Raw genomic sequence first — 26,147 nt, 5'->3', positions numbered from 1 at the left:
CCGGGTCCGGTCGCTTACCGTTGCCCCGTGCTTCCCGTGCCGTCCCCGTCCGTGACCCAGCCGCCGCCCGCCGAGGCCGTCACCCCGCTCATCCGCGGCCTCGACGTGCTGCGGCGCCTCACGGACGCGGACGGCACCCTCGCCCTCGCCGAACTCGCCCGCACCAGCGGTCTCGCCCGCTCCACGGTCGACCGGATCTGCGCGACCCTGGCCCACCTCGGCTACGTACGCCTCGACGGGCGGGACGCTTCCCTCGCGCCGCCCCTGATGGCCGTCGCCAACGCCTACCTTGACGCGCTGCGCCTGCCCGCACTGCTCGGGCCGCTCGCCGACCGGCTCGCCGACGAGCTCGACGAGTCCGTCTCCCTCGCCGTCCCCGACGGGCCCGACATCCGCTTCGTCCACCAGGTTCTGCGGCGGCGAGCCCTGTCCATCAGCTTCCGGGTGGGGGACCGTCTTCCGGGGGGTGGGTCGGCGCCGGGGCTTGTCTTCCGTGACGGTTTGCCTCTGGCGGTTGACGATCAGTTGGTTGAGCCTGGGCTTATTGCTGTGGCTGTGCCTGTTCGGGGGCCGGGCGGGGATGTGGTCTGTGCGGTGAGTGTGGTCAGCCATACGTCTCGGCATGGGGTTGATTCGTTGCGGGGGGCTGTTCAATCGGCTCTGGGTGCTTGTGTGGCCTCCATGGAACGTGTGCTGGGCGATCAGCCTCAGGCCACGGGGCTCCGCCCCGGACCCCGCTCCTCAATCGCCGGAGGGGCTGATTTTGCCGGAGCGGCTGAATCTGCCAAGGCTGGAAATGGCTCGGCCCCGGTCGTTTCGCTCGGCAGGGGGCTGAGCGTGCTCAGCGTCTTTGACGGTGTCCGCCCCGCCATGGCTCTCAGCGAGATCGCCTCCCGGGCCGGGCTTGCTCGGGCCACTGCTCGGCGGGCCCTCATCACGTATCAGTACCTCGGCTACGTGGAGCGGGACGAACGCGCGTACCGGCTCACGCCCCGCGTCCTGGGCCTGGGCTGCGCCCCGTTGTCCCGTACGACGTTGCCGCGCATCGCCGCTCCTCACCTCGCCGCTCTCTCGGAGCGGCTCGGGGAGTCCGTGGGGCTGTCCGTGGCCGACGGGGACCGGGTCCGGTGCACCGCGCGGGTCGCTCCGCGCCGGGTCATGAGCGTCGACATCGGCGTCGGCTCCCGGCTGCCCGCCGCCGTCACGGCCGCCGGGCGCGTGCTGCTCGGCGAGGAGTCCGCCGGGGTCGCCGCCGTGGACGGGCCCGAGGACGGGCTGCGGTCCGTGGCCGTACCGGTGAGGGACCGGGACGGGCGGGTCGTCTCGGCACTCGACGTCACGGCCCACCTGGGGCGCGGGGACACCGACGCCTGGACCGACGCGCTGCGGGCGGCCGCCGCCGCGATCGTGGCCGACCTGCACGTGACCTCACGGTTCGTGCCGGTGCCGGTTCTCTGATCCCGCCCTTCTGCTCATGTGCCGGGTCGCGCACCTCACGCGGCATACGGACCTTCGGCCCTACTCCGGGCGCTGAATGCCCCTGCACTCTTTATGTGACATGCCTTTTCGCAGCTCGAGCAGTTACTACCAGCCTCCCGCGAACCGTGACGCCCGGCCCGGAACCGTGCGCCCCGCGGGCGGCTGGCGTGCCCTCGTGCTGGTGGTCGCGGTGCTGGTCACCGCGGTCGTCACCCTCGACCTGGCCACCCCCACCGACTTCCGGGCGCGCGCCCTGCTCGGCCTGGTGCCCATCGCCGTGGCGATGCTCGCACCGGTCCTCGCGACCGCCGTCGTCACCGGGCTGCTCCTGATCACGTACATGGTGCTGCAGTCGCTCTCCCCGATCCCGTCCGACGGCGTGGCCGTGCTCGGCCCGCTGATGATCGGTACCGGTGGCCTGCTCGGCGTGCTCATCGCGCGCCGCAAGGAGGAGCAGCAGGCCCGGCTGCAGGCCGTCACGGACGTCGCCGAGGCCACGCAGCGCGCGGTGATGCGCGCCCTGCCCGACAGGATCGGCCCGCTGCACATCGCCGACTTCTACCAGCCCGCCGCCCGCGCGGCCCGGATCGGCGGCGACTGGTACGACTTCCAGCCCTCCCCGCACGGCATCCGCGCCGTCCTCGGCGACGTCAGCGGCAAGGGGCTGCCCGCGGTGTCCGCGTCCGCCTCGCTGCTCGGCGCGTTCCGCGAGGCCGGCTACCACGCGGCCCGCGTCGAGGAGATCGCCGAGCGCCTGGAGACCGCCATGCAGCGCTACAACGCGTGGACGCGGACCATGCGGGACAGCGAACACCCGGACGCCTTCTCGACGGCGCTGCTGCTGCACTTCCCGCCGGACGACGAAGCCGTCGACATCGTCAACTTCGGGCACGAGCCGCCGCTGGTCGTCTCCCCCGACGGCCGCGTCCACACCCCGGCGGTGCCGCCCGGCCTGCCGCTCGGCATGGGCTCACTGGGCGCTCGGCCTCCGGTGCCGGTGCGGCTGCCGTTCCGGCCCGGCGACACCCTCGTGCTGTTCACCGACGGCGTCACCGAGTGCCGGGACCACGGCGGTGACTTCTACCCCGTACGGGAGCGGCTGCCGGGCCTGGCCGCGGACGCGGCGGTCACTCAGGGGCCGCCCGGCGAGCTGCTGCGGCTCATCGCCGAGGACCTGCACCGGCACCGGCACGGCGCGCCGCACGACGACGCGGCGATCACCGTGATCCGGCGGACGGCGACGGAAGTGGCACCGTTCGCCACGGCGGCCGACGCCGCGCTGTACGGGCCGCGGTACGCGCACGCTCTGTGATCCTTCGTGCCGCCGCGTTGCGCAACGAACGCCGCGCGCCGTCAATGGAAGGACGGGACAGGGGGACACCTGAAAGGAGCCCGTCATGGCTCACGCGGCACCAGCACCGGCCCGTTCCACCAGCGCCGGACGCCCCGCCACCCCGTCGGTGACCACCATCGCGAAGGCCCTGCCGGTGGTGACCGGCGCGCTCTACGGGTTCTGGGCGGCGAACATCCAGCGCTTCGGCCACGGAGTCACCGGTGGCAACATCGCCCTCGGTTTCATCAGCGGAATCATCGTCGCGGCGCTCTGCTTCGGCATCCATCAGTGGTGCAGTCGCCAGGGCAGCCGCCACATCGGCGCCCGCGCCATGGTCTGGGGTGCCTTCGCCGGCATCGCCGTCGGATTCCTGCACAGCCTCGCCAACGGCGCGATCCTGTGGTCCGTCGTGCTGGGCGCGGTGGTGGGCGGCGCCACGTTCGTGGCGGTGTACTACCGCTACTACTCGTCGAGCGAGTACGCGCCCGAGCACGTCACTTCGTGAAGCCGAACTCCACGCGGTAGTCCGAGCGGTACCAGAATCCGCTCGGATTACCGCCGTCCCGCTTCTTCTGGTGCTGTTGCTTGTCGGGCGAGCCGTGCGTGGAGCAGTTGGGCACGCCCCGGCCGTTGGTGTCCACGTACGAGGCGCTGGCCCAGCCGTGGGCTCCGGTGAACCAGAACCAGGTCGAGGTGCCGTTCACCGTCGACCCGTGGGCCGCGCACTCAAGACGGTCCTGACTGCCCGGCGCGAGCCGGTAGACGACCGAGGACGACATGCTGGGACTGGAGCGCAAGTTGAGATCGGAACGGGAGACGACCGTCCCCCAGACGACGTCACCGCCGTGATGGGCGCCTGCGTTGGCACTGGCCGGAGCGGCCGCGCTCACCGCGAGGACTCCGCCCGTCAGAAGGGCGGCGGCGGTGAGGGCCGGAGTGGTGCGGCGCATGATCAGCCTCCTAGCTCCCCTGTCCAGGAAACACCCGTTCGGCCCAGTGCTCCACCGGAGCCCCGGTCAGCCAAATGCAGGCCTTCCGTTCGCGTCCCGGGCGGCCGGGGTCTTGCCTTGAGGCGTGATCCGCACCGTCCTCGCCCCCGTCCTGCTCGTCCTCGCCTGTCTCCTCGTGCCCCTGGGCACCCTCTCCACCTGGGCGAAGTACGAGATCGGCGACAGCGACCGCTATGTGTCCGCGATGGCGCCGCTCGCCACCGACCCGGACGTGCAGAACTCGGTCGGGTCCGCGGTGACCACCGGGATCATGCAGAACATCAGCGTGGGCCCCCTGCAGTCGACCGTCGAGCGGTACCTGCACGACGCGGCCGTCTCGTTCACGGGCACCCCCGCGTTCCAGAACGCCTGGAACACCGCGAACCGGGCCGCCCACGACGCCGTACAGAAAGCCCTCGACGAGGGCAGCACCGACGCCGTCACCCTCGACCTCGCCCCTGTCACCGAGCAGGTGAAGCGGCAACTCCAGGACGACGGCGTGCCGTTCGCGGACCAGATCCCGGTCACCCACACCCGGATCACCCTGCTCTCCTCCGGTGACCTCGCCAAGCTGCGCAAGGGATTCCACCTGCTCCAGGTCGCGGGCCCCTGGCTGCCCCTGGCCGCCCTCGTCCTCGCCGTCGCGGGGCTGCTGCTCGCCGTGCGCCGCCGCCGCGCCCTCACCGCGACGGCGCTCGGTATGGCCCTCGGCGCGGGCGCGCTGCTCATCGCCCTGACGATCGCCCGCTCCCTCACCCTCGGCGACCTCGACAACGATGCGGACAAGGCGACGGCGGGCGCGGTGTACGACGCGCTGACGTCGTCGATGCGGACCGCGTCGTGGGTGATCGTGGGCGTGGGCGCGGCGGTGGCGCTGGTGGCGTGGCTGACGGGCCGGTTCGGCCCCGGCCGCCTCGGGCGCCGCCGCTCCCCGCATCCGGGTGACCGGCCCGCCGACGTGTCACCCGTTCAGCCGCGCGCCGAGTGCCGCGGGGCCGCGCCGGGGCGAACATTCCCCTGACACGAGGAGGCGCCCCATGAGCGAGACGACACCCCCGAACACACCCCCGACCCACACGCCCCCGACCACCGAACCCGGCTCGGCCGCCTGGTCGTCGGAGCACCGGGGCCGCGCCCACGGGCCGGCTTCCGACCCGACCCGCGACGGCGGCAGCGGGTGGGCCACCGGTGGCTCCACCTTCGCCGGTGTCCTGATGCTCGTCAGCGGCATCTTCGGGATCCTCAACGGCATCGCGGGCATCGCCAAGGACGACGTGTACGGCCGGATCGGCGACTACGTCTACTCCTTCAACCTCACCACGTGGGGCTGGATCCACCTGGTCATCGGCATCCTCGTGGCACTCACCGGCGTGGGCATCCTCAAGGGCGCCGACTGGGCGCGCGGCGTGGGCATCGGCCTCGCCGCGCTGTACATCATCGAGTACTTCATGTTCCTGCCGTACGCGCCCGTGTGGTCGTTGATCTCCATCGGCGTCGGCGTCTTCGTCATCTGGGCGCTCGCCACCGAGCCGGGCCGCTCAGCCGGTCCCGGACCGGCGAAGCACGCCTGACAACCGTTCGGCCCACGGTTCCGTCCTTCCCTGAGGATCCACAAGAACTTCTCAGGGAAGGCCGGCCCTTGACCCAGCGTCGTGTGCACAGGGCCGGGGCATGGGCGGCCGCACTGCTCCTGGCCGGGGTGAGCGTGGTGGTGGGCTGCCGCGCGGCGGACAGCGACGGCATCACGCCCGTACCGCAACTGCTCGCCTTCCTGCCGTGGCTGACCGTCCCCACCGCCGCCGCGCTGCTGCTCGCGCTGCTCTCCCGCTGGCGCACCGGACTGCTGTGGGGCGTCGTCGCGCTCGGGGCCCTCGCCTGGTACATGGAGCCGTACGGGAAGGACGCCGACGCCCGGGGCGCGCCCGTCTCCGGGATCCGCGTGCTGGCCTCGAACGTGCAGTTCGGGCACGGCACCGACGCACTGATCGACGCGATCGCCGAGCACGAGCCGGACCTCGTCTTCGTCGAGGAATGCGACTACGCCTGCCAGGACGCGCTGGCCGCCGACACCCTGAAGACCGCGTACCCGTACCGGCAGGCGGTGCGCGCGGACGGCTCGGAAGGCTCCCTGATCCTGAGCACGTTCCCGCTGAAGGCGGCGCCGGCCGTACCCGGGACGATGGGTATGCCGGGTGCGACCGCGAACGTACGGGGGCACGCGGTACGGCTCCAACTCGCGCACCCCATGCCGCCGTTGCCGCGGCAGACAGGTCTTTGGCGGCGCGAACTGGGCCGGCTGCGGGACTTCGCGGCCGCCGACCCCGCAGCCGCGACCATCCTCGCCGGGGACTTCAACGCGACGCAGGACCACGCCGCGTTCCGCCACATCCTCGACGCGGGCCGGCTCCGCGACGCGGCCGCACTGACCGGCCACGCCCGCACCCCCAGCTGGCCGTCGTCGGCACCTCCGCCGCTGGGCACGCAGATCGACCATGTGCTGGTGAGCGCCCAGTTCTCGGCGGAGAAGACCCGCTTCCTGACGCTGCGGGACACGGATCACAGGGCGCTGCTGGTGGACTTGACGCTGCACCAATTCAGCCCCGATTCAAGCCCCTCCGGCGCTTGAGGAGCGGGGCCCGGGGCGGAGCCCCGTGACGGTGCGCACAACTCGCATAATGACCCCATGCCGCCCCGCCTGACACCCCCCGACTGGCTGGTCAGAACCCTGAGACCGCAACGCGCGGCCATCCCCTGGGCAGCCACGACCCGGGCCGCGATCGCCATGGCCACCCCCGTCGCGGTGGGCCTGGCCACGAACCACCCCACCTACGGCGCCCTCGCCTCCATGGGCGCCCTCAGCGGAGTGATCGGCGACACAGCGGACGCGTACCGCATGCGCATCTTCAACATCGCCGTCCCCCAGCTCTTCGGCGCGCTGGGCGTGACCATCGGCTCCCTGGTCTTCGGCCACGGCTGGCTCGCGGTCGCGGCGGTCACCGCCGTCGCCCTGGTCTCCGGGATGATCTCGACGATCGGCGCGGTCGCCTCCGTCGCCGGGCTGCTGCTCCTGCTCAACTGCGTGGTGGGCGCGGGTCTGCCGATGCCCGGCGACTGGTGGCTCGCGCCGCTCCTGATGACGAGCGGCGGCGCGCTGGTCCTCCTCCTCGCGCTGCTCGCCTGGCCGCTGCGGGGCGGGGTGCCCGAGCGGGCCGCGGTCGCGTCGACGTACCGGAGCGTCGCCCACCTCATCGAAGCCGCGGGCCAGGACCCGCTCACGTACGCCGAGACCCGTATCGCCGTCACCCAGTCCCTGAACCAGGCCTACGACCTCGTCCTCGCCCGGCGGGCCCGTACGCATGGACGTAACCCTGAACTGGTGCGCCTGGTGAGCCAGTTGAATGCCGTGACGCCCGTCGTGGAGGCCGGGCCCGCCGCCCACCAGTGCGGGGTGCCGCTGCCGCCGCAGGTGCCCGCCGCCGTACGCGCACTCGCCGACGCCATCGCGGCGGGTCGGCCCACGGACGGCGTACCGCTGGTGCTGCCCGAGCCCGACGGGCCCGCCGCGCGCGCCCTCGATCACGCGGTGCGGCACGCCGCCGAGGTCGCGGCGCGGACCGGGGACAGCGAGTTCACCAACGTCGACGACCGGCTCGGGCATCCCGCCGCGCTGCGGGTGCGCGCCCGCCGGGGCGCCCGCAACGTGATCCTGTCCGGCGCCTCCTGGCGCTACGGCCTGCGGCTCGCCCTGTGCATCGGCATCGCGCAGGCCCTCGTGTCGCTCGTGTCGGTGCCGCGCTCCTACTGGGTGGCGCTGACCATCACGTTCGTCATGAAGCCCGACTTCGGCTCGGTGTTCTCACGGGCGGTGCTGCGCGCGCTCGGCACGGCGGTGGGACTCGTCGTGGCGGCGGCCGTGCTCGCCGAGGTGCCGCTCGGCTGGTGGGACGTGCCGGTGATGCTGCTGCTCGCGCCGCTCATCCCCGCGCTCACGCCGCGCGGCTACGCCTTCCAGACCGCGGCCATCACCCCGGTGATCCTGCTGCTCTCCGACATCCTCAACCACCAGGGCACGGCGCTGCTCGGGCCCCGGCTCCTGGACAGCCTGATGGGCTGCGCCATCGCGCTCGTAGCGGGGTATCTGCTGTGGCCGGAGAGCTGGCACACGCGGATCGGCGACCGGCTCGCCGACGCGGTGGCCGACACGGCGTCGTACGTGGAGTGCGCGTTCGGGGCGACGGCGGACCCCGCGGCCCGGGCCCGGATGAGGCGGCGCCTGTACCGGGACCTGTCCGTGATCCGCACCGAGTTCCAGCGCGCCCTCACGGAGCCGCCGCCCACGGGGAGGCGGGCGGCGGCATGGTGGCCCCTCGTCGTCGCGGTCGAACGCATCGTGGACGCGACGACCGCGGCGCGGGTGCGGGTCCGTCATGGTTCCCCTCCGCCTTCTTCGCCGGAGGTGACCCAAGTGGCCTCGCAGTTGCAGGAGTTGGCGCAGGGTTTGCGGGATTCCGTGGTGCTGGAGGAGGTGCGGGCCGATTTTGGTTCGGCCCGCACCGACCGGGACGGCGTCCTGGAACACGTCCGTCAGGAAGTGGCCGCCGCCCGGGCCATCGGGGTGCGTGGGGGACCCACAGGTGATGCGCCGACCGCGGCGTGAGTGGGGTTGGTCGCGCCGTTCCCCGCGCCCCTGAGATGCGCACTGCGTGCGCCATCTCAGGCACTGGAGCCGCGGCGGAGCCGCATGCTCCAGGGGCGCGGGGAACGGCGCGAGAAGTCCCCACCCCTAGCGGAGAGCGGCCTCCGCCTTCTGCAGCGCCTTGGCGAAGCCGTTGGCCCACAGCGAGTTGACCCGGGACTTCTCGTTCGCGTTCGGGTAGCGGTTGGTGCAGGACGTGCCGGGGCCGCCGCCCGACATCAGCTCGCTGCAGGGACCCGAATAGTGGTCCGGGAGGCCCAGCACGTGCCCGGTCTCGTGCGCGGTCACCCGCACCGAGTCGTACTGCTGGTTCTGCGCGTAGTCGAGGAAGATGTAGCCGCTGCCGTGCCCGTTCGTCGACGCGTACGAACCACGCGAGTCGTTGCCCTCGTAGTACGCGAAGTCGCCGCCGCCGGAGGTCGACTGGAGCTTCACGTTCGACACCGAGGAGTTCCAGATGGACGTGCTGTTCGCTATCTGCGTCCGGAACGAGGGCGCGCTCGACGCGTTGTACGTGACGGTGACCTGCGCGGCGCCGGGGTTCGCGGCCCGCTTCTCGGCGACGGACTTCAGGACCGCGTCGAAGAACGCTCTGTTGGCGGCGGCGTCCTCGGCGGACCCGGCATAGCGCGCCTGCGCCGGCGCCGGGGCTTGCGGCTGGGTCTGCGCGGTGGCGGGACCGGCCGCGAGCGCCGTGACGGTGAGCCCCGCGCCGAACGCGCACGCGAGGAGACGGATGACTGTGGGGGTTTGTGTCATGGTCATGCAAGTGAGTGTGGGGGCGTGAGAGGCGCCTGGGAATGATGGCACTTGGCGATAACACCGGACTATCACCGGGCCCCCGGAGATCGCGCAGGTACGGAGAGACCACTGAGGCTCATGAGGCGTACTGGTGTGTCCCCCGCGACCGCCTTACTCTCGACGCCTATGGAGCTGGACGTGCGGCACCTGCGCGCCCTGTGCGCCATCGACGACACCGGCAGCCTGCACAAGGCCGCCCGCCAACTCGGCATGACCCAGCCCGCGTTGAGTACGCAACTGCGCCGCATCGAGGACTTCCTCGGCGGCCGCCTCTTCACCCGCGAACGCACCGGCTGCCGCCCCACCCCGCTCGGCCGCGTCCTGCTCACCCGCGCCCGCCCGCTCGTCGACGGCCTGCACGGCCTGGTCGAGGAGACCCGCGCGGCCGCCGCCGCCACGGCCGAGGGCCCCGGCCGCCTGCGCATCGGGTCCACCGCGAGCCGCGCCCTGCCGGGCTGGCTGCGCCGCCTGCGGACCAACGCCGCGTTCCTGGGCACCGAACCGACCCTGCGCGTCGACGTCTCCGCCCACGCGCTGCTGCGCCTGGCCGCCGAGGGCGGGATCGACGTGGCGTTCGTGCACGAGGTCGAGGGCAGCCCGCTGCGGGTGCCGCCGGGCCTGATATGCCGGGTCCTGGTCGAACGCGAGCCGCAGTTCGTGTCCCTGGCCACGGACCATCCCGCCGCCCGGCGCAGCGTCGTGCGGCTCAGCGACCTGGCGGGCGACCGGTGGATGGTCGACCCGACCGTGGACGGCGAGTGGGACGGCCTGCTGCGCGCGCTGCGCTCGGCCGGCCTGGAACCCCGCGTCCTGCACGGCGACTACCTCACCGCCGCGTCCCTCGTCGCGACCGGCGAGGTCGTCGCCCTGTGCCAGCCCACCTCCCGCGCCCGTACGGACATGGCGATCCGGCCGCTGCACGGCGACCCCGTGGGCGTACGACTGCTGCTCGCGGCCCGCTCCGAGGCCCTGCTCGACGCCGTGCTGCCGGATCTGCGCGCCGCGTACGAGGAGGCGGTGCACCAGGCCCCCGTGTACCGGGAACGGCTCGGGACCAAGGTCCAGAACCCGGCCTGACGTTTTCGCCGTTCCGGGTCTATACGCCGATGTCGCGGCCGTCCTCGCGCCACACGGAGACCACGGCGGGCCGCACGATCCGGCCCGGACCGTCCGGCCAGGCGCTCGCGGGCTTCTCCACCGAGGCTCCGTCGACCTCGCCCGGGTGCTGCACGGCGACGATCACGCGCCGGTCCTGTACGAGCGGACCGCAGGTCTCGGCGCCGTTCGGCATGGTCAGGAACTGCTTCAGCTCACCGCGTCGCTCGCCCCGGGTGGCGACCCCGAACAGGCCGTCGTGCGAACCGAGTTGGTTGCCGTCGGTCGAGATCCACAGGTTGCCGTGCGGGTCGAAGGCGACGTTGTCCGGGCAGGAGATGGGGCTGACCTTCTCCTTCGGGAACCCGGCGAAGTAGGTGGCGGGGTCGTCCGGGTCACCGGCGACGAGGAACAGCGACCATCCGAAGGACGTCGCCTCGGCCCGGCCGCGGCGCTCGGTCAGCTCCAGGATCTGCCCGTGCTTGTTGAGGTCGCGCGGGTTGGCCTCGTCGGCACCGGCCTTGCCCGCCTTGCCGCGGTCGGTGTTGTTGGTGAGCGCGACGTACACCTTGCCGGTGCGCGGCGACGGCTCGATGTCCTCGGGCCGGTCCATCTTGGTGGCGCCCACCGCGTCGCCCGCGAACCGCGTGAAGAGGTACACCTCCTCGGCGCTCATGCCCTCGACGTGCGAGACGGCGCGGCCGCCCGCGTGGGCGGTGGCCAGCGGGATCCACGTACCGCCGCCGTCGAACTCACCGTCGGACGGCAGCTTCCCGGTGCCGTCGATCTCGGCGGCGGGCGAGTTCCCGTGCAGCTTGGCGACGTACAGCGTGCCCTCGTCGAGAAGGGTGAGGTTGTGCTCGTGCGCCGCGCGCGAGTGGCCCTTGGCGACGCGCTTGCTGCTCACGAACTTGTAGAAGTAGTCGAAGCGCTCGTCGTCCCCCATGTAGACGACGGGCCGCCCGTCGTCGGTCAGCCGCGGCTGGGCCGCCTCGTGCTTGAAGCGGCCCAGGGCGGTGCGCTTGCGGGGTGTGGAGTCCGGGTCGTACGGGTCGAGCTCGACGACCCAGCCGAACCGGTTGATCTCGTTCGGCTCCCTGGTCAGGTCGAAGCGCTCGTCGAACCGCTCCCACTTGCGCTCGGAGGCGCTCCCGCTGACCCCGTACCGCTTGAGGCGGGCGGCGACGACCGGATCGGTCACGTCGGCGGCGTGGGCGAAGTACTGGTTGAAGTTCTCCTCGCCGTGCAGCGTGGTGCCCCAAGGGGTGGTGCCGCCCGAGCAGTTGTTGAGGGTGCCGAGGACGGTGGTGCCGCGCGGGTCCGCCTTCGTACGGACGAGGGCGCTGCCCGCGACGGGTCCCGTGAGACGGAACGGGCTGGTGGCGGTGAGCCGCCGGTTGAGGTGATGACGCGGGACGGCGTTGAGCGCCCCGCTCCTCCTGGCCTCCTCCACCACGACGACGGAGAGGCCGTGCGCGGCCCAGGCGACCTCGACCTGCGCGCGCGTGGGGTTCTCCGGGTCGTACCCCCGGAACATCAGAATCTCGTCCGTGTACTCGTGGTTGGCGACGAGCACCTGTCGGCCGTGCTCCCCGCGCAGGGGGAGCAGGCTCAGGAAGTCGTTGTTGTACCCGAACTGCCCGGCCTGGGCCCTGCCGCTCTGCTTCTCCGGATCGAAGGCGGGGGCGCCGCGCAGGATGGGTTCACCCCAGCGGATGACGACGTTCTGGGCGTGGCCGCGCGGGATCGTGACGGTGTCGGCGGTGTTCGGCGCGACGGGCGCGAACCGCAGCCCGCGCGCCCCGCTTTCACCCTTCTTGTGCGTGTCCTCATACGTGGCCGGGGTGGCGGCCTGTGCGCTCGGTGCGCCCGTGCCGATGACGGCGGAACCGGCGGCGGCCGCGACGGTCACCACGGCGGCGGTGCGCATCATCGAACGGCGGTCGAGCGCACCGGCGATGACGTCGCCGACGTACTCGTTGTCGCTGGTGTTCGGCACCTCGTGGAAACAGGCGTCACCGCACCGGAACCGGCATGTCAGTGCCGAACGTCCCCCGGCGTGAGCCCCGTTGACCGTGACCAGCGGCAGCATTTTGCGCACGCTTTTCCTCCCCTTTGCGATTCGTACGGGCGTGACGCTAGGGGCGTACGGGTGCGTGTGGGGGGACGTCGAATGAACGCGGAGTGAACCTGTCCGGGGTGGGCGGCAGTTGCGCGCTGGGCCGATCGGACCGACCCTTCCCAAGATCACGCTCAGTGGCGGCTAACCTTACGTGTCCGCCCTGGCCAGGGGTTCCAGGGACTTTGGGGACCAACTCATGCGGAAGGTTGCGCACATGGGCATTCTGGATCTGCTGCGGAACGCGTTCGGGCGGTCCCGGAAGCGGGACACGGAAGCCGCTGCCGCGGGGGAGCCGGAGGTCACGCTGCCGGCGCCGTCGCCGGAGCCGACCATTTCCGCGTCCGCCTCCGCGTCCGCCTCCGCGTCCACGGAGAAGCCGAAGGTTCCCGGGCCGTCGAAGGGCGAGGCGGACGACTTGGTGGCGGCGGCGTTCGACAACGTCGCCGTGCCGAAGCCGTCCCGCCCGGTGGGAAGAGAACGAGTGGGCTCCGCCCCGGCCGCGGAATCCCCGGAAGCGCCGGAAGCGCCGGAAGAGGTTGCACTCCCGGCGCAGGCCGCGGAGGCCGAGGTCACGGCTGAGCCGTCCGCGAAGGCTGAGGCGGAGGCCCTGGCTGAAGCGGAGGCTGCGGCTGAGGCGGAAGCCCCGGCTGAAGCGGAGGCTGCGGCGAAGAGCACGGCCCCGGCCGAGGGCAAGGCCCCGGTTGAGCCTGCGACGGAGACCAAAGCTCCGGCCGAGACGGACACGGCCGCCGCCGCGAAGAGCACGGCTCCGGCTGAAGGTAAGGCCCCGGTTGAGCCTGCTACGGAGACCAAAACTCCGGCCGAGACGGACACGGCCGCCGCCGCGAAGAGCGCGGCCCCGGCTGAAGGCAAGGCCCCGGTTGAGCCTGCTACGGAGACCAAAACTCCGGCCGAGACGGACACGGCCGCCGCCGCGAAGAGCACGGCTCCGGCTGAAGGCAAGGCCCCGGTTGAGCCTGCTACGGAGACCGAGGCCCCGGCCGAGACGCCGACCGCTCCTGAAGCCAAGACGGGGGTCACGGCCGAAGCGGAAGCCCCGGCCGAAGCGAAGACTGCGGCGAAGAGCACGGCCGCGGCTGAGGGCAAGGCCCCGGTCAAGGGCAAGGCGGCGGCCCCGGCCGAGATCGACTCTCCCGCCGCGGCCGAGGCGCCGGCCAAGACCAAGGCCGCGAGCAAAAGCGCGGCCCCGGCGAAGACGAAGGCCGCGGGCAAGACCACGAGCGCGGCGAAGACCAAGGCGGCGCCCGTGGCCGAGGCCCCCGCGACGACCGAGGACCCGGCGAAGGCCGAGATCGTAGAAGAGGCCAACGCTCCGGCCGAGCCGTCGGCGAAGACCGATGCCCCGGCCGAGCCCGACGCTCCCGCCCCGACCGAGGCGCCGGCCACAACGGCCGCCAAGACCCCGGCCAAGACCAAGGCCGCAAGCAAGACCACGACCCCGGCGAAGACGAAGGCCGCAGGCAAGACCACGAGCGCGGCGAAGACCAAGGCGGCGGCTGCGGCCCCCGCTAAGACTGAGACCGAGGCTCCGGCGACGCCCACGGCAGAGACCGCAGGCAAGGCCACCGTCGCGGCGGGGACCGAGGCCCCGGCCGAGCACGACACCGTCGCGAAGGCCGAGGCCCCGGCCGAGACGGGGAGCCCGGCGAAGGTCAAGGCTCCGGGCAAGACCACCGTCGCCGCGAAGGCCAAGGTCGTAGCAGAGGCGCAGGCCCCGGCCGCCGAGGACGCGGCCGTCGCGAAGGCCGAGGCCCCGGCGAAGGGCAAGACCCCGGGCGAGACAGAGACTGCCGCCGCCGCAAAGGCATCCGCCCACCTCGCCGACGCGGTCAAGACGCGGGCCCCCGGGCTCGTCGCCGCCTACAAGGCCGCCGGGGACGTCCTCGCGGCACGGGGGCTGACCGGGGCGCGGGCCACGGTGTACCTCGTGCTCGACCGGTCCGGGTCCATGCGGCCGTACTACAAGGACGGTTCCGCGAACGCCCTCGCCGAGCAGACGCTCGCCCTCGCCGCCCACCTGGACGACCGCGAGACCCCGACCGTCCACACGGTGTTCTTCTCGACGGACATCGACGCCACCGGCGACCTCGCCCTGGACGACACGTACGACGGCAAGATCGACGAGTGGCACGGCGCGGCCGGCCGGATGGGCCGCACCAGCTACCACCGCGCCGTCGAGGAGATCGTCGCGCACCACGAGAAGAGCGCGGACCCGACGGCCCCGGCCCTGGTCGTCTTCCAGACGGACGGCCCGCCGGACACCCAGCGCCCGGCGACGGAGGCCCTGGCGAAGGCGGCGAGCCGCCCGCTGTTCTTCCAGTTCGTCGCGTTCGGCGAGCACGACGCCAAGGGCTTCGACTACCTGCGCAAGCTGACGGCGGACAACGCCGGCTTCTTCCACGCGGGCCCGACCCCGCGCGAGCTCACCGACGCGGAGCTGTACGAGGGAGTGCTGGCGGCCTGGCGCCCGTAACCCGGCTACGCCACACACACAACGCACCGCACCGGCCGTCCGCGCAGTAAAACACCGCGCGGGCGGCCGTCCCATGTCGGATACGATTTCTGGATTCCGCAGCCGAAACCGCAGTCGAAACCCGTCACTGCGCGCAACGACATCGTCACGACTTGGGAGCAGCCCCCGATGGCTCGACACCTCATCACCAGCGCCCTTCCGTACATCAACGGGATCAAGCACCTGGGCAACATGGTGGGGTCCATGCTCCCGGCCGACGTGTACGCCCGCTACCTGCGCCAGCGCGGCCACGATGTCCTGTACATCTGCGCGACGGACGAGCACGGCACCCCCGCCGAGCTGGCCGCGAAGGAGCGGGGCGTCCCGGTCGCCGAGTTCTGCGCGCAGGCGCACGACGCGCAGAAGGCGGTCTACGACGGGTTCGCGCTCGCCTTCGACCACTTCGGCCGCTCCTCCTCGCCGCAGAACGCGGAGCTGACCCAGCACTTCGCCCGCAGGCTGAACGAGAACGGGTTCATCGAGGAGCGCGCCATCCGGCAGGTCTACTCGCCGGCCGACGGCCGTTTCCTGCCCGACCGCTACGTCGAGGGCACCTGCCCGCACTGCGGCTACGACAAGGCCCGCGGCGACCAGTGCGAGAACTGCACCCGTGTGCTCGACCCCACCGACCTGATCGAACCGCGCTCCGCGATCTCCGGCTCCACCGAGCTGGAGATCCGCGAGACGAAGCACCTCTTCCTGCTCCAGTCGAAGCTGCAGGGCGAGGTCGAGGCGTGGATCGACGAGGTCTCCGACGAGTGGCCGCAGCTGTCCTCCTCCATCGCCCGCAAGTGGCTGACCGAGGGCCTGAACGACCGCGCGATCACCCGTGACCTGGACTGGGGCGTCCCGGTCCCGGCCGACACCTGGCCGGAGCTCGCGGCCGACGGCAAGGTCTTCTACGTATGGTTCGACGCCCCGATCGAGTACATCGGGTCGACGAAGGAGTGGGCCGACGAGGACCCGGCGAACCGCGACTGGAAGTCGTGGTGGTTCGAGCCCGACGGTGCCGCCGACGTCCGGTACACGGAGTTCATGGCGAAGGACAACGTGCCGTTCCACAGCGTGATGTTCCCGGCCACCGAGATGGGTGTCCGCGAGCCGTGGAAGAAGGTCGACTACCTCAAGGGCTTCAACTGGCTGACGTACTACGGCGGCAAGTTCTCCACCTCGCAGAAGCGCGGCGTCTTCACCGACCAGGCCCTGGAGATCCTGCCCGCGGACTACTGGCGCTACTTCCTCATCGCCAACGCCCCGGAGTCGGACGACTCGTCGTTCACCTGGGAGCACTTCACGGCGACGGTGAACAAGGACCTGGCCGACACCCTCGGCAACTTCGTCAACCGCGTCCTGTCCTTCTCCCGTAAGCGCTTCGGCGACGACGTCCCGGCGGGCGGGACGCCCGGCGAGGCCGAGTCGAAGCTCGGCGAGCAGATCGCCGAGCTCCTCGCCGACTACGAGACCCAGATGGAGGCTCTCCAGTTCCGCAAGGCCGCGGCCGCGCTGCGCGCCCTGTGGTCCGCGGGCAACTCCTACCTGGAGGAGAAGGCCCCCTGGCTGGAGATCAAGACGGACCCGGAGGGCGCCGCCCTGACCCTCCGTACGGCGATGAACCTGATCCACCTGTACTCGGTGGTCTCCGAGCCGTTCATCCCGTCGTCCGCGGCCGCGATGCGCGCGGCCTTCGCCCTGGCCGACGACACCCGTAACTGGGTCTCCGCCGACGAGGCGAGGGCGCTCACCACGGTCCCGGCCGGCACCGCCTTCACCGTCCCGCCGGTCCTCTTCGCGAAGATCACCGACGAGGACCTGGAGTCGTACAAGGAGCGCTTCGGCGGCCAGCCCGAAGCCTGACCCCGCAGGGATTCAGGCGTCGCGCACCCGCAGCGCCACCCACCCGGCGGCCAGCGCCGCGGCGGCGTATCCGGCGAGCACCGTGATACCCGCCGCGGGGCCGAGGGGCGCGGTCCCCGGCCCGGAGACGGTCTGCACGGCGAGCCCCGCCGTCATCGGGGACACCTTCTGCACGAGGTGCAGCGCGTGGTCCGGCATCTTGATGATCAGGACGGCCAGGTAGGGCCCGTAGAGCAGGGTGAGTACCGTGCCGACGGCCGCCGCAGCGTGCCGCACGAACAGCGCGACGCCCGCGCTCAGCAGGGCGACCAGCAGGAGGTACACCGCCGTACCGAACGTCGCCCGCCACAACACACCTGAGTCGAGGGGGAGTTGGGGATACGCGGACAGCGCCCCGCGCCCCGCGAACAGCGAGCCCACGACCGCCGGGAGCGCGGCCGCCACCACCGCCGCCGCCACCACCAGGACCTTCGCCGTGAAGACGGTGCCCCTGCACGGGTTCGCGGCGAGCGTCGTACGCATCATGCGCGGGTACTCCGACGACACCACGGCGACCGCGACCAGCACCGCGCCCGCCTGCGCGAGATAGACGCCGGACAGGGACAGCGCCGTCGGGTCGAGGGTGCCGGACTCCTCGGGGTGGGCGCCCGCGGCGATGAGCGCCGTGAACGCGACCATCGCGGCGGTCAGACCTGGGATCGTCCACAACTGGCCCGGCACGGTGCGCAGTTTGGTCCACTCGCCGTGGACCGCACGCCTCACGCGTCCCGCCGGGTCAGCCGCCGGTGCGCGACGCCGAGCACCACGACGACGTACAGACAGAGCACGGCGAAGCCCGCCCACGGGGTGGTGGCGTCGTCGATGAGCTGCTTGGTCTGCTGAATCGCCATTCCGGCCACGGGAGTCGCGCTGCCCACCACGTCGGCGAGCGTGATGGACGTCGTCGAGGCGACGATCGGCAGCACGATCACCGTGACGAACATGAGGACCACGGCAGGGACGGTGCGGCGCAGCAGCGCGCCGACGCCCAGGCTCAGTACGGCGATCAGGGCGAGGAACGCGGCGCTGCCGACGACGGCACGGATACTGCCGGGCTCTGTGAGCGACGGATTGTCGAAGAGGGGCGGCTCGAAGCCGTTCTCGCGCTGGTAGGGCCGGGCGATCAGGAAGGCCCCGACGCTGCCCACCAGGCCGACGGCGAACACCGTCGCACCGAGCACCACCGCTTTCGCCGCCAGGACCCGGCCGCGGCGCGGGCTCACGGTGAACGTGGTGCGCACGGTGCCCGCCTTGTACTCGGAGGTGACGCACAGGACGCCGAGCGCGATCACCGCGAGCGCGGCGAGCTGCGTCCCGTCGTCCAGGGACTGCTGGACGAGGTCGAGGCCGGGCCCTTCGCCGACCCCGCCCATGCCGAGCCCGCCGAGATCCCCGCTGCCGGTGAGGGCGATTCCGGCGGTGGTGCGGTGAAGGGTGCCGGAGGGTGCGACGGCGTCCGCGGGCGGGGCGTCCGCCTCGGGTGGCTGAATGACGTCCGTCTGCTGCCAACTCCCGTGCGTGGAAGGGAAGCCGAGGTGGTCGAAGACGGCCCTGCCGACCGTCGGCACGGGGTGCGCGGTGACCTGCGTGGGCCCGGTGCGCTTCTCGACGGCGCGCTGCGGCGACGTGACGAAGACCCCGGCCTCGGCCGCGGCGGGCAGCCCGGACACGGTCAGCGTGCCGACGCGCTGCCAGGAACGCCCGTCGGCCGAGGTGTATCCGGTGACCCGCTTCCCGTCCCGGCGCAGCCGGAGCCATACGGGAGCCTCGGTGCCGCCCCCGGCCGTCAGCTCACTCTTCCCGTCGGCCATCATGCGCACGCCGTGCCCGGGAGTGACCATCAGAGCGGCGTACGAGGATCCGCTCGCCGTTCCGTCCTTGAGCAGCAGCCCCGCCTTGGCCCACGCGTGACTGTCCCGCTGGGCCGCCACCCGGGCGGTGAACGTGCCGTCGCCACCGGTGGTGCGGTGCGCGAAGCTCACGCCGTCGTACGCTTCCGGGCCCCCGTAGTCGAACGAGCTGCCGCTCGCCGACGCCACCGTCATCAGCAGGAGCAGGGCGAGCAGCGCGAACAGGGCCAGCGGGGTGCTCCGCACGGACCGCAGCTTGGTCCACTCCGCGCGCAGGGCGCGGACCGTGCCGCTCATGACGCCTCCCGCGCGGTGAACTCGCCCGCGCTCGCCGTCAGTTCCATATAGGCCTCCTCCAGCGTCGCGCGATGCCGGGCGAGTTCGGAGAACGGTATGTCCTGCGCGCCCAGCAGCGCGGCGACCCGTTCGGCGGGCAGACCGGCGACCGTGAGCAGATCGGCCCCGGTCACGGCGACGGTGGCGCCCGCGCCTGTGAGCACGGTCATCGCCTCCGCGCGGCGGGCGGTCCGCAGGGCCACCCGGGAGCCGGACACTTCTTCCAGGAGCTCACCGACATCGGTGTCCGCGAGCAGCCGGCCCCGCCCGATCACCACCAGATGGTCCGCGGTGTCCTGCAGCTCGCTCATCAGATGGGAGGAGATGAGGACCGTACGCCCTTGTGCGGCAAGGGACTTGAGGAAACCGCGGATCCACTGGATGCCCTCGGGGTCGAGCCCGTTGACCGGCTCGTCGAGGATCAGCACGGACGGGTCGCCGAGCAGTGCGGCGGCGATCCCGAGGCGTTGCCGCATGCCGAGCGAGAAGCCGCCCGTGCGTTTCTTCGCCGCGGAGACCAGGCCGACCTGGTCCAGGACGATGTCGACGCGGCGGCTCGGCACGCCGCTGTAGTGGGCGAGCCACAGCAGATGGTCGCGGGCCCGGCGCCCCGGGTGCAGCGCCTCGCAGTCGAGCAGCGCGCCGACCGTCCCCAGCGGGTCGGCGAGTCCGGTGTAGGGCCGCCCCCCGATCAGCGCCTCTCCGCTGTCCGGACGGTCGAGCCCCAGCATCATCCGCAACGTGGTCGACTTTCCGGCCCCGTTGGGCCCCACGAACCCGGTCACCCGCCCCGGCCGCACACAGAAACTGAGCGCGTCCACGGCGAGGGCGCCCCCGTACCGCTTGCACAACCCTCGGGCCTCGATCGTCATCTCGGTCATGCGACCTGACAGTAGGCACGCGCCGCTCCGCAGACGTCCCGCCCGGGCGGGGTCTACGGGGTCCGACGGTCCCCCGCGCGGGGGAGCGAGTCCGGCGCCCGGCGCCGGGGGCAGTGTCGTCGCCGGGTGCGGCCCGGTGGGGGCTGAGCGCGCAGTTCCCCGCGCCCCTAGGAGGTTCTTCGTCCGCGGCCCGGTGCGGGCTGGTCGCGCAGTTCCCCGCGCCCCTAGGAGGTTCTTCGTCCGCGGCCCGGTGGGGGCTGGTCGCGCAGTTCCCCGCGCCCCTGGAGCATGCGGCTTCGCCGCGGCTCCATGGGGCGCATGCGCGTGCGCCCCTGAGATGGCGCACGCAGTGCGCATCTCAGGGGCGCGGGGAACTGCGCGAGAAGCCCCACCGACCCGCAGGCAAGTAACCCTCCAGGGGCGCGGGGAACTGCGCGCTCAGCCCCCACCGGCCCGCACCCGGTGACGACACCACCCCCGCGGCGCGCAGGCCGAGGGCGCAGGCCCCACCGGCCCGCGGCCGCGAACGAACCCCCCTCACCAACGGCGGGACGCCATCCGCTCACCCCGGAGGGTGACGCCCCGGCGCCCGCGCGCCGCAGATAATGACGCCCATGACCTGGACGCGGGCGAGAGGGACAGCGCGGCGCCTACTGCCCCACCCCGACCTCCCCCTCATCGCCACCTGCCCCCTCGCAACCGCCGCCCTACTGGAGGTACTGGCCCCGGCCCAGCCGGTACCCGCCGACCTGATGGGCCCACTCGCCCTCGCCCTGGCCGCCACCCTCCCGCTCGCCTTCCTCCGGGCCCAGCCCATGCTGTCGGCAGTCACCGTCACCGCCGCGGTGCTGCTGGCCCCGCCCACGTACGGCCGGATCTTCCTCGCAGGCCTGCCGGCGCTCGCCGCCGTCCTGTACGTGGCGGGGCGGCGCCGACAGGGCCGCACCGCCGTCCTGTTCGCGGTCCCCTTCGTCGGCTACGCGCTGGCCGACGGCCGGTACGGCGTGCCCCTCCTCACCGGCGCGGCGGCAGCACTGACCGCGGGCCACGCCCACCGGACCCGCGCCGAGAACGCCCGCCGCTCCGCCGCCGACCGGTCGTACACCGGCACGGCCCTCGCGCATGCGGCACTCGGCGAACGGGCGCGCATCGCACGGGAGTTGCACGACATCGTGGCGCACCACGTGTCGACGATCTCGGTGCAGGCGGAGACGGCCCGCTTCACGACGCCCGGTCTGACGGCCGAGGGGGCCGCCACGTTCCTGGCGATCGGCGACACGGCCCGGCTCGCCCTCACCGAGATGCGCCGCCTGCTCGGCGTGCTGCGCGAGGACGTCCCGGAACCCGCCCCCGCGGTGCGCACCCCGCAGCCCGGTCTCGACCAGCTCGTCGCGCTGGTCGACGAGGCCCGCGAGACATCCGGCGGCGCGGTCCGGCTCATCGTCCGCGGCCGCGTCACCGCGCTCGCCCCGGGCCTGGAACTGACCGCGTACCGCATCGTCCAGGAAGCCCTGACCAACGCCAGGCGGCACGCGAAGGGCGTCGCGGTGGATGTCGAACTGCACTACACGGAGGACGAGTTGGCCTTGCGCATACGTGACTGCGGCCCCGGCGCCACCGGCGGCGCACCGGCGGACGGCAGCGCGGGACACGGTCTGCTCGGCATGCGCGAACGCACCGCGACGGCGGGCGGCACCCTGCGGGCGGGCCCGGGCCCGGCCGGCGGTTTCCTCGTGGAGGCGGTCCTGCCGATACGCGGCGGGAGCCGACCCGCATGACCGCCGCCCTCCGCATCGTCGTCGCCGACGACCAGGACGTCGTACGGGCCGGATTCGGCGCGCTCCTCGACAGCCGGCCGGACTTCACCGTGGTCGGCAGCGCGGCGGGCGGCGCCGAGGCCGTCCGTGTCTGCCGCGAGGCCCGCCCCGACCTGGTCCTGATGGACGTACGCATGCCCGGCATGGACGGCATCGAGGCCACCCGCCGGATCGTCCGCGACCTGCCGGACACCCGCATCGTGATGCTGACGACCTTCGACCTCGACGAGTACGTGTACGACGCGCTCGCCGCCGGGGCCAGCGGCTTCCTGCTCAAGGACATGCTCGCCGAGCGGCTCTTCGAGGCGGTCCGGATCGTGGCCGCGGGAGAGGCGCTGCTGGCGCCGACGGTGACCCGCCGCCTGATCGCGGAGTTCACCCGCCTGCGCCCGCGCGCCATCCCTCAACAGGCCCTCGGCACCGACACGTTGACCCCGCGCGAGCGCGAGGTGCTGCGACTGATCGCCGAGGGCCTGTCGAACCAGGAGATCGCCGGGCGCCTGGTGGTCGGCGGCGAGACCGTGAAGACCCACGTCAGCCGGATCCTCGCCAAGCTGGGCGTGCGCGACCGGGCGCAGGCGGTGGTGGCCGCCTACGAATCGGGCCTCGTGGTGCCGCGCTCCGGCTGAACTCTCGGGAAGCTCTCAGGAAGCGGAGGCCGATGGCGAGGGCGTCACCCAGTCCTGCCCCTCGTTGGTCTCGTCCGGGTCCACACCGACGGTGATGGACGCGACGACGCCGCGCGCGATGGCGTCCTTCTTGTAGCGCAGCCGCAGCAGTCCGCCGCTGACCCCGTTCTGGTCGTAGATGGTGTCCTCGGTGAGCGTGGTGCGTTCCGTGGTGTTGGTGGAGTACGGCGCGACCTCGGCGGAGGCGAGCACGGCGGCCTCGTCGAAGAAGAACTGGCCGGTGTGGCAGGTGTGACCGCCCTCGTACCCGGCGTCCGTCATCTTCCCGCCGACGTGCACCTTGGCGTGGATGTGCACGGCCCGGCCGCGGTACCAGCCCGGGAAGACGGTCCTGAAGTCGACGTGGCCGTGCGCGTCGGTGAGCCAGGTGCCGCGCAGGTAGCGGTTGTCGTCGGTGGGGTCCTGCTTGCCGGGGCCGCCGCCCCCGCCCGGCGGAGGCCCGGTGGGCGGGTCGGTGGGCGGCTCCCCGCCACCCGGTCCGCCCTGGGAGGCGTCCTCGTACCCGGAGTAGATGCCGAGAGCGTCGCAGTGCCAGATGTCGACGGCGGCGTGCTTCAGCGGGCGGCAGGTGTCGCTGTCGATCACCTTGACGCGCAGGGCCAGCGGGATGCCCTCCCGGTCCTCGGTGACGTCCCGGCGGATCTTGTCGGCGTCGATGTAGTACGGGCCCTCGGTGGTCTCCGCGGTGAGCCGATAGCACTCCTCGCGCGCGACGCCGCCGGCGGTGTCGGGGCCGGGCTGTCCGGCGAAGGCGACCCCGCCCCCGACGGCCACAGCCGCGACCGCCGCGCCGCCGGCAAGGACGACCTTACGGCGCGTCAACTCGCCTGTGGCCAAAGCCTTTTGAGGTTGCTCGTTGTCCGTCATGGACGAGGAACCTATGGGCGGATGCTGTCAGGGAAATGGGAGAGAGCTGTGCGTTCCGTAAAGACCGCCGGGCCGGGTCCGAACCTTCACCGGACCCGGCCCGAACGACTCGCGCGGACTGCTTATCCCACCCAGTCCTTGAGCGGCGACGTGTCCAGCTCGATACCGACCGGGTCCGGCAGCGAGACCGTCTTGCCGAACGGCACCGTCACCACCTGCTCGTAACGGACTCCGTCGGGCTGGGAGTGCACCTTCACCTCGCAGGAGTCGCGGTCGATCAGCAGGTAGACCGGGATGTCGGTCTGGGCGTACGCCCGGGGCTTCTCCACACGGTCGCGCTGATTGGTGTCGGCATCGTTCGAAGTGACCTCGACGACCATGACGACCCCGTCGGCGCTGGCCCACTCGCCCTGACCGACGAAGTGATCGCTGGACGCCAGTGCGCCGTCAGGCCGGGCATTGCCACGTCGGTATGTCTGCACCCTCAAGCCCTGCTCCGGATGGAGCCACCAGTCGGCGTTGGTCTGCATACACAGACGGGTGAGCCATTGAATGATGCGCCCGTGATTGCCATCCGGCACGGCCTTGACCCCCAGCTTTCCGTCGATGAACTCCAGGCGCAGTGACTCGTTCGCCCGTATGGCATCGCGTGCCAGCTGCTCGAACTCGTCCTGTTCAAGGACCACGGCGGACCGCTCCTCTACGAGACTCATGACGGCGTCTCCCCACTGCGTCATCGCGGATCAGGTGCTGTTCACACAGTACGGGCCGCGTCTGACAATGACCGTTCGATCACGGAAAGTGACCTCGTACCGGCAGCCGGTACGGCGAAGGGCCCGGCGCCGCCGCAGCGGTTCCGGGCCCTTCGCCATGCTTCGTACAGCCGGAGTTACTTCTTCTCGACCGGCTTGCGCAGCTGGATGTTGAGCTCGCGCAGGCGCGACTCGTCCAGCTCGGTGGGCGCGCCCATCATCAGGTCCTGCGCGTTGCCGTTCAGCGGGAAGCCGATGGTCTCCCGGATGTTCGGCTCGTCGGCGAGGAGCATGACGATGCGGTCGACGCCCGGGGCGATCCCGCCGTGCGGCGGGGCGCCGAAGCGCAGCGCGCGGAGCATGCCCGCGAACTCGGCCTCGACGGTGTCCCGGTCGTAGCCGGCGATCTCGAAGGCCTTGAGCATGATCTCGGGCTCGTGGTTACGGATCGCGCCGGAGGACAGCTCCGTGCCGTTGCAGACGATGTCGTACTGCCAGGCAAGAATGTCCAGCGGGTCCTTCTCGTCCAGGTCCTGCATACCGCCCTGCGGCATGGAGAACGGGTTGTGGGAGAAGTCGATCTTCCCGGTCTCCTCGTCCTTCTCGTACATCGGGAAGTCGACGATCCAGCAGAACCGGAAGACGCCCTCCTCGAAGTGCCCGGCGCGCTTGGCGGCCTCGACGCGGACCGCGCCCATGATCTTGGAGACCTCGTCGAACTCGCCTGCGCCGAAGAACACGGCGTGACCGGCGGCGAGACCCAGACGGTCGGTGAGGACCTTGACGTTGTCCTCGGTGAGGAACTTGGCGATCGGCCCGGCGAAGGTGCCGTCCTCGCCGACGCGGATCCAGGCCAGGCCCTTCGCGCCCTGCTCGACCGCGTAGTCACCCAGGCCGTCGAAGAACTTGCGGGACTGCGAGGCCGTGTCCGGCACCGGCAGCGCGCGCACGTGCTTGCCCGCGAACGCCTTGAACTCCGAACCCTCGAACACGTCGGTGATGTCGACGAGCTCCAGCTTGGCGCGCAGGTCCGGCTTGTCGTTGCCGTACTTCAGCATCGACTCGCGGAACGGGATGCGCGGGAAGGGCGACGTCACCTCGCGGCCGCCGCCGAACTCCGTGAAGATCTCCGTCATGAGCTTCTCGATGGGCCGGAAGACGTCTTCCTGCTCGACGAAGCTCATCTCGATGTCGAGCTGGTAGAACTCGCCCGGCGAGCGGTCCGCACGCGCGTCCTCGTCGCGGAAGCACGGCGCGATCTGGAAGTAGCGGTCGAAGCCGGAGATCATCAGCAGCTGCTTGAACTGCTGCGGGGCCTGCGGCAGGGCGTAGAACTTGCCCGGGTTGAGGCGGGACGGGACGACGAAGTCACGGGCGCCCTCGGGGGAGGTCGCGGTGAGGATCGGCGTCGCCATCTCGTTGAACCCGAGGGTGACCATCTTCGAGCGGATCGAGGCGATCACGGCGCTGCGCAGCATGATGTTGCGGTGCATGCGCTCGCGGCGCAGGTCCAGGAAGCGGTACTCGAGGCGGCGCTCCTCGCCGACCCCGTCGTCCTGGTTGATCTGGAACGGCAGCTGCTGGGCGGCGCCGAGCACCTCGATGTCGGAGGCCTCGATCTCGATCTCGCCGGTGGGCAGCTCCGGGTTGACGTTGTCCGCGCCGCGGGAGACGACCTTGCCGTCCACGCGGACGACCGTCTCCTTCGTCAGCTTGTCGAGGACCTCGGCGGCCTTGGTGCCGGGGCGGGCGACGAGCTGCGTGATGCCGTAGTGATCGCGCAGATCGATGAAGAGGATGCCGCCCAGGTCTCGGCGATTGTGCAGCCAGCCGCTCAGCCGGACGTCGGCGTCGACGTCAGAGGCGCGGAGCTCGCCGCAGGTGTGGGACCTGTACCGATGCATCGTCGTTCATCCAGCCTTTGCGGTTCGGGGTTCCCGGGGAGACGACCCGGATCTCCCCAAGGGTACCGGCCGACCCAAGATCGCTTTGCGAATAGTCTCGGTGGCCGTTT

General features: G+C 71.9%; 21 protein-coding genes. 12 read left to right on the top strand and 9 right to left on the bottom strand.

Going from position 1 to position 26,147, the window contains the following annotated elements; genetic code table 11:
- Positions 1-27 precede the first annotated feature (27 nt).
- The 3 genes from ACIREE_RS19490 (at position 28) to ACIREE_RS19480 (ending at position 3,317) form a co-directional block, all read left to right on the top strand.
- Entirely contained in the window at positions 28-1,458 is a 1,431-nt protein-coding gene (locus ACIREE_RS19490) for a helix-turn-helix domain-containing protein (protein WP_404153198.1), read from the top strand.
- Between the two features lie 100 nt (positions 1,459-1,558).
- A complete protein-coding gene (locus ACIREE_RS19485) occupies positions 1,559-2,791 on the top strand; it encodes a PP2C family protein-serine/threonine phosphatase (protein ID WP_404153196.1) in 1,233 nt (410 codons plus the stop codon).
- A gap of 85 nt (positions 2,792-2,876) precedes the next feature.
- The gene (locus ACIREE_RS19480; RefSeq protein WP_404153193.1) at positions 2,877-3,317 is read left to right on the top strand and encodes a hypothetical protein; all 441 of its coding nucleotides are present in this window, start codon (positions 2,877-2,879) and stop codon (positions 3,315-3,317) included.
- Here the strand turns inward: ACIREE_RS19480 and ACIREE_RS19475 are convergent.
- On the bottom strand, positions 3,307-3,762 hold the full coding sequence (locus tag ACIREE_RS19475; protein ID WP_404153190.1) for an SH3 domain-containing protein: 456 nt from the start codon (positions 3,760-3,762) through the stop codon (positions 3,307-3,309). The two genes, ACIREE_RS19480 and ACIREE_RS19475, sit on opposite strands and share 11 nt — an antisense overlap.
- A 124-nt stretch (positions 3,763-3,886) precedes the next feature.
- Between ACIREE_RS19475 and ACIREE_RS19470 the strand changes: the two genes are divergently transcribed.
- From ACIREE_RS19470 to ACIREE_RS19455, 4 genes are all read left to right on the top strand, one after another.
- Entirely contained in the window at positions 3,887-4,822 is a 936-nt protein-coding gene (locus tag ACIREE_RS19470; protein ID WP_404153188.1) for a hypothetical protein, read from the top strand.
- 16 nt (positions 4,823-4,838) lie between these two features.
- Positions 4,839-5,372, top strand: coding sequence for a hypothetical protein (locus ACIREE_RS19465; RefSeq protein WP_404153185.1), 534 nt, complete (start codon positions 4,839-4,841; stop codon positions 5,370-5,372).
- A 68-nt stretch (positions 5,373-5,440) separates the two neighbouring features.
- Entirely contained in the window at positions 5,441-6,427 is a 987-nt protein-coding gene (locus ACIREE_RS19460; protein WP_404153182.1) for an endonuclease/exonuclease/phosphatase family protein, read from the top strand.
- Between the two features lie 57 nt (positions 6,428-6,484).
- Positions 6,485-8,458, top strand: coding sequence for an FUSC family protein (locus ACIREE_RS19455; RefSeq protein ID WP_404153179.1), 1,974 nt, complete (start codon positions 6,485-6,487; stop codon positions 8,456-8,458).
- A gap of 126 nt (positions 8,459-8,584) precedes the next feature.
- Here ACIREE_RS19455 and snpA read toward each other — a convergent pair whose 3' ends face one another.
- Positions 8,585-9,256 carry a snapalysin gene (gene snpA / locus ACIREE_RS19450; RefSeq protein ID WP_404153351.1) on the bottom strand — a complete coding sequence of 224 codons (672 nt, stop codon included), beginning with the start codon at positions 9,254-9,256 and terminating at the stop codon, positions 8,585-8,587.
- 168 nt (positions 9,257-9,424) lie between these two features.
- On the opposite strand from snpA, the gene ACIREE_RS19445 reads away from it, so the two are divergent.
- Positions 9,425-10,375 carry a LysR family transcriptional regulator gene (locus tag ACIREE_RS19445; protein WP_404153177.1) on the top strand — a complete coding sequence of 317 codons (951 nt, stop codon included), beginning with the start codon at positions 9,425-9,427 and terminating at the stop codon, positions 10,373-10,375.
- Positions 10,376-10,394: 19 nt separating this feature from the next.
- Here ACIREE_RS19445 and ACIREE_RS19440 read toward each other — a convergent pair whose 3' ends face one another.
- Entirely contained in the window at positions 10,395-12,485 is a 2,091-nt protein-coding gene (locus ACIREE_RS19440) for a PhoX family protein (RefSeq protein ID WP_404153349.1), read from the bottom strand.
- 244 nt (positions 12,486-12,729) lie between these two features.
- On the opposite strand from ACIREE_RS19440, the gene ACIREE_RS19435 reads away from it, so the two are divergent.
- Together ACIREE_RS19435 and metG are read left to right on the top strand one after the other, a co-directional pair.
- A complete protein-coding gene (locus ACIREE_RS19435) occupies positions 12,730-15,009 on the top strand; it encodes a VWA domain-containing protein (RefSeq protein WP_404153175.1) in 2,280 nt (759 codons plus the stop codon).
- A 168-nt stretch (positions 15,010-15,177) separates the two neighbouring features.
- Positions 15,178-16,902 carry a methionine--tRNA ligase gene (gene metG / locus ACIREE_RS19430; RefSeq protein ID WP_404153172.1) on the top strand — a complete coding sequence of 575 codons (1,725 nt, stop codon included), beginning with the start codon at positions 15,178-15,180 and terminating at the stop codon, positions 16,900-16,902.
- Between the two features lie 12 nt (positions 16,903-16,914).
- Here metG and ACIREE_RS19425 read toward each other — a convergent pair whose 3' ends face one another.
- From ACIREE_RS19425 to ACIREE_RS19415, 3 genes are read right to left on the bottom strand one after another with little or no spacing between them, the layout of a single operon-like run.
- Complete coding sequence (locus ACIREE_RS19425) at positions 16,915-17,664, bottom strand: hypothetical protein (RefSeq protein WP_404153169.1); 750 nt, start codon at positions 17,662-17,664, stop codon at positions 16,915-16,917.
- Entirely contained in the window at positions 17,661-19,088 is a 1,428-nt protein-coding gene (locus ACIREE_RS19420; protein WP_404153166.1) for a hypothetical protein, read from the bottom strand. The genes ACIREE_RS19425 and ACIREE_RS19420 overlap by 4 nt, the downstream gene beginning before the upstream one ends.
- A complete protein-coding gene (locus ACIREE_RS19415; RefSeq protein WP_404153163.1) occupies positions 19,085-20,008 on the bottom strand; it encodes an ATP-binding cassette domain-containing protein in 924 nt (307 codons plus the stop codon). The genes ACIREE_RS19420 and ACIREE_RS19415 overlap by 4 nt, the downstream gene beginning before the upstream one ends.
- Positions 20,009-20,622: 614 nt before the next feature.
- Here ACIREE_RS19415 and ACIREE_RS19410 point away from each other — a divergent pair.
- A complete protein-coding gene (locus ACIREE_RS19410) occupies positions 20,623-21,786 on the top strand; it encodes a sensor histidine kinase (RefSeq protein ID WP_404153160.1) in 1,164 nt (387 codons plus the stop codon).
- Entirely contained in the window at positions 21,783-22,454 is a 672-nt protein-coding gene (locus ACIREE_RS19405; RefSeq protein WP_404153157.1) for a response regulator, read from the top strand. Before ACIREE_RS19410 ends, ACIREE_RS19405 begins: the two co-directional genes overlap by 4 nt.
- 15 nt (positions 22,455-22,469) lie before the next feature.
- On the opposite strand, the gene ACIREE_RS19400 is transcribed toward ACIREE_RS19405, so the two are convergent.
- From ACIREE_RS19400 to aspS, 3 genes are all read right to left on the bottom strand, one after another.
- Positions 22,470-23,381: an intradiol ring-cleavage dioxygenase gene (locus ACIREE_RS19400; protein ID WP_404153154.1), complete on the bottom strand. Its 912-nt coding sequence runs from the start codon at positions 23,379-23,381 to the stop codon at positions 22,470-22,472.
- 122 nt (positions 23,382-23,503) lie between these two features.
- The gene (locus ACIREE_RS19395; protein ID WP_404153151.1) at positions 23,504-24,094 is read right to left on the bottom strand and encodes a Uma2 family endonuclease; all 591 of its coding nucleotides are present in this window, start codon (positions 24,092-24,094) and stop codon (positions 23,504-23,506) included.
- Positions 24,095-24,270: 176 nt separating this feature from the next.
- Entirely contained in the window at positions 24,271-26,037 is a 1,767-nt protein-coding gene (gene aspS / locus ACIREE_RS19390; protein ID WP_404153148.1) for an aspartate--tRNA ligase, read from the bottom strand.
- Between the last annotated feature and the right edge of the window lie 110 nt (positions 26,038-26,147).

Source organism: Streptomyces sp. NPDC102467 (assembly GCF_044765445.1).
Taxonomy (GTDB): Bacteria; Actinomycetota; Actinomycetes; order Streptomycetales; family Streptomycetaceae; genus Streptomyces.
The sequence above is the reverse complement of the archived record's forward strand: the minus strand, read 5'-3'. Positions and strand labels throughout refer to the sequence as shown.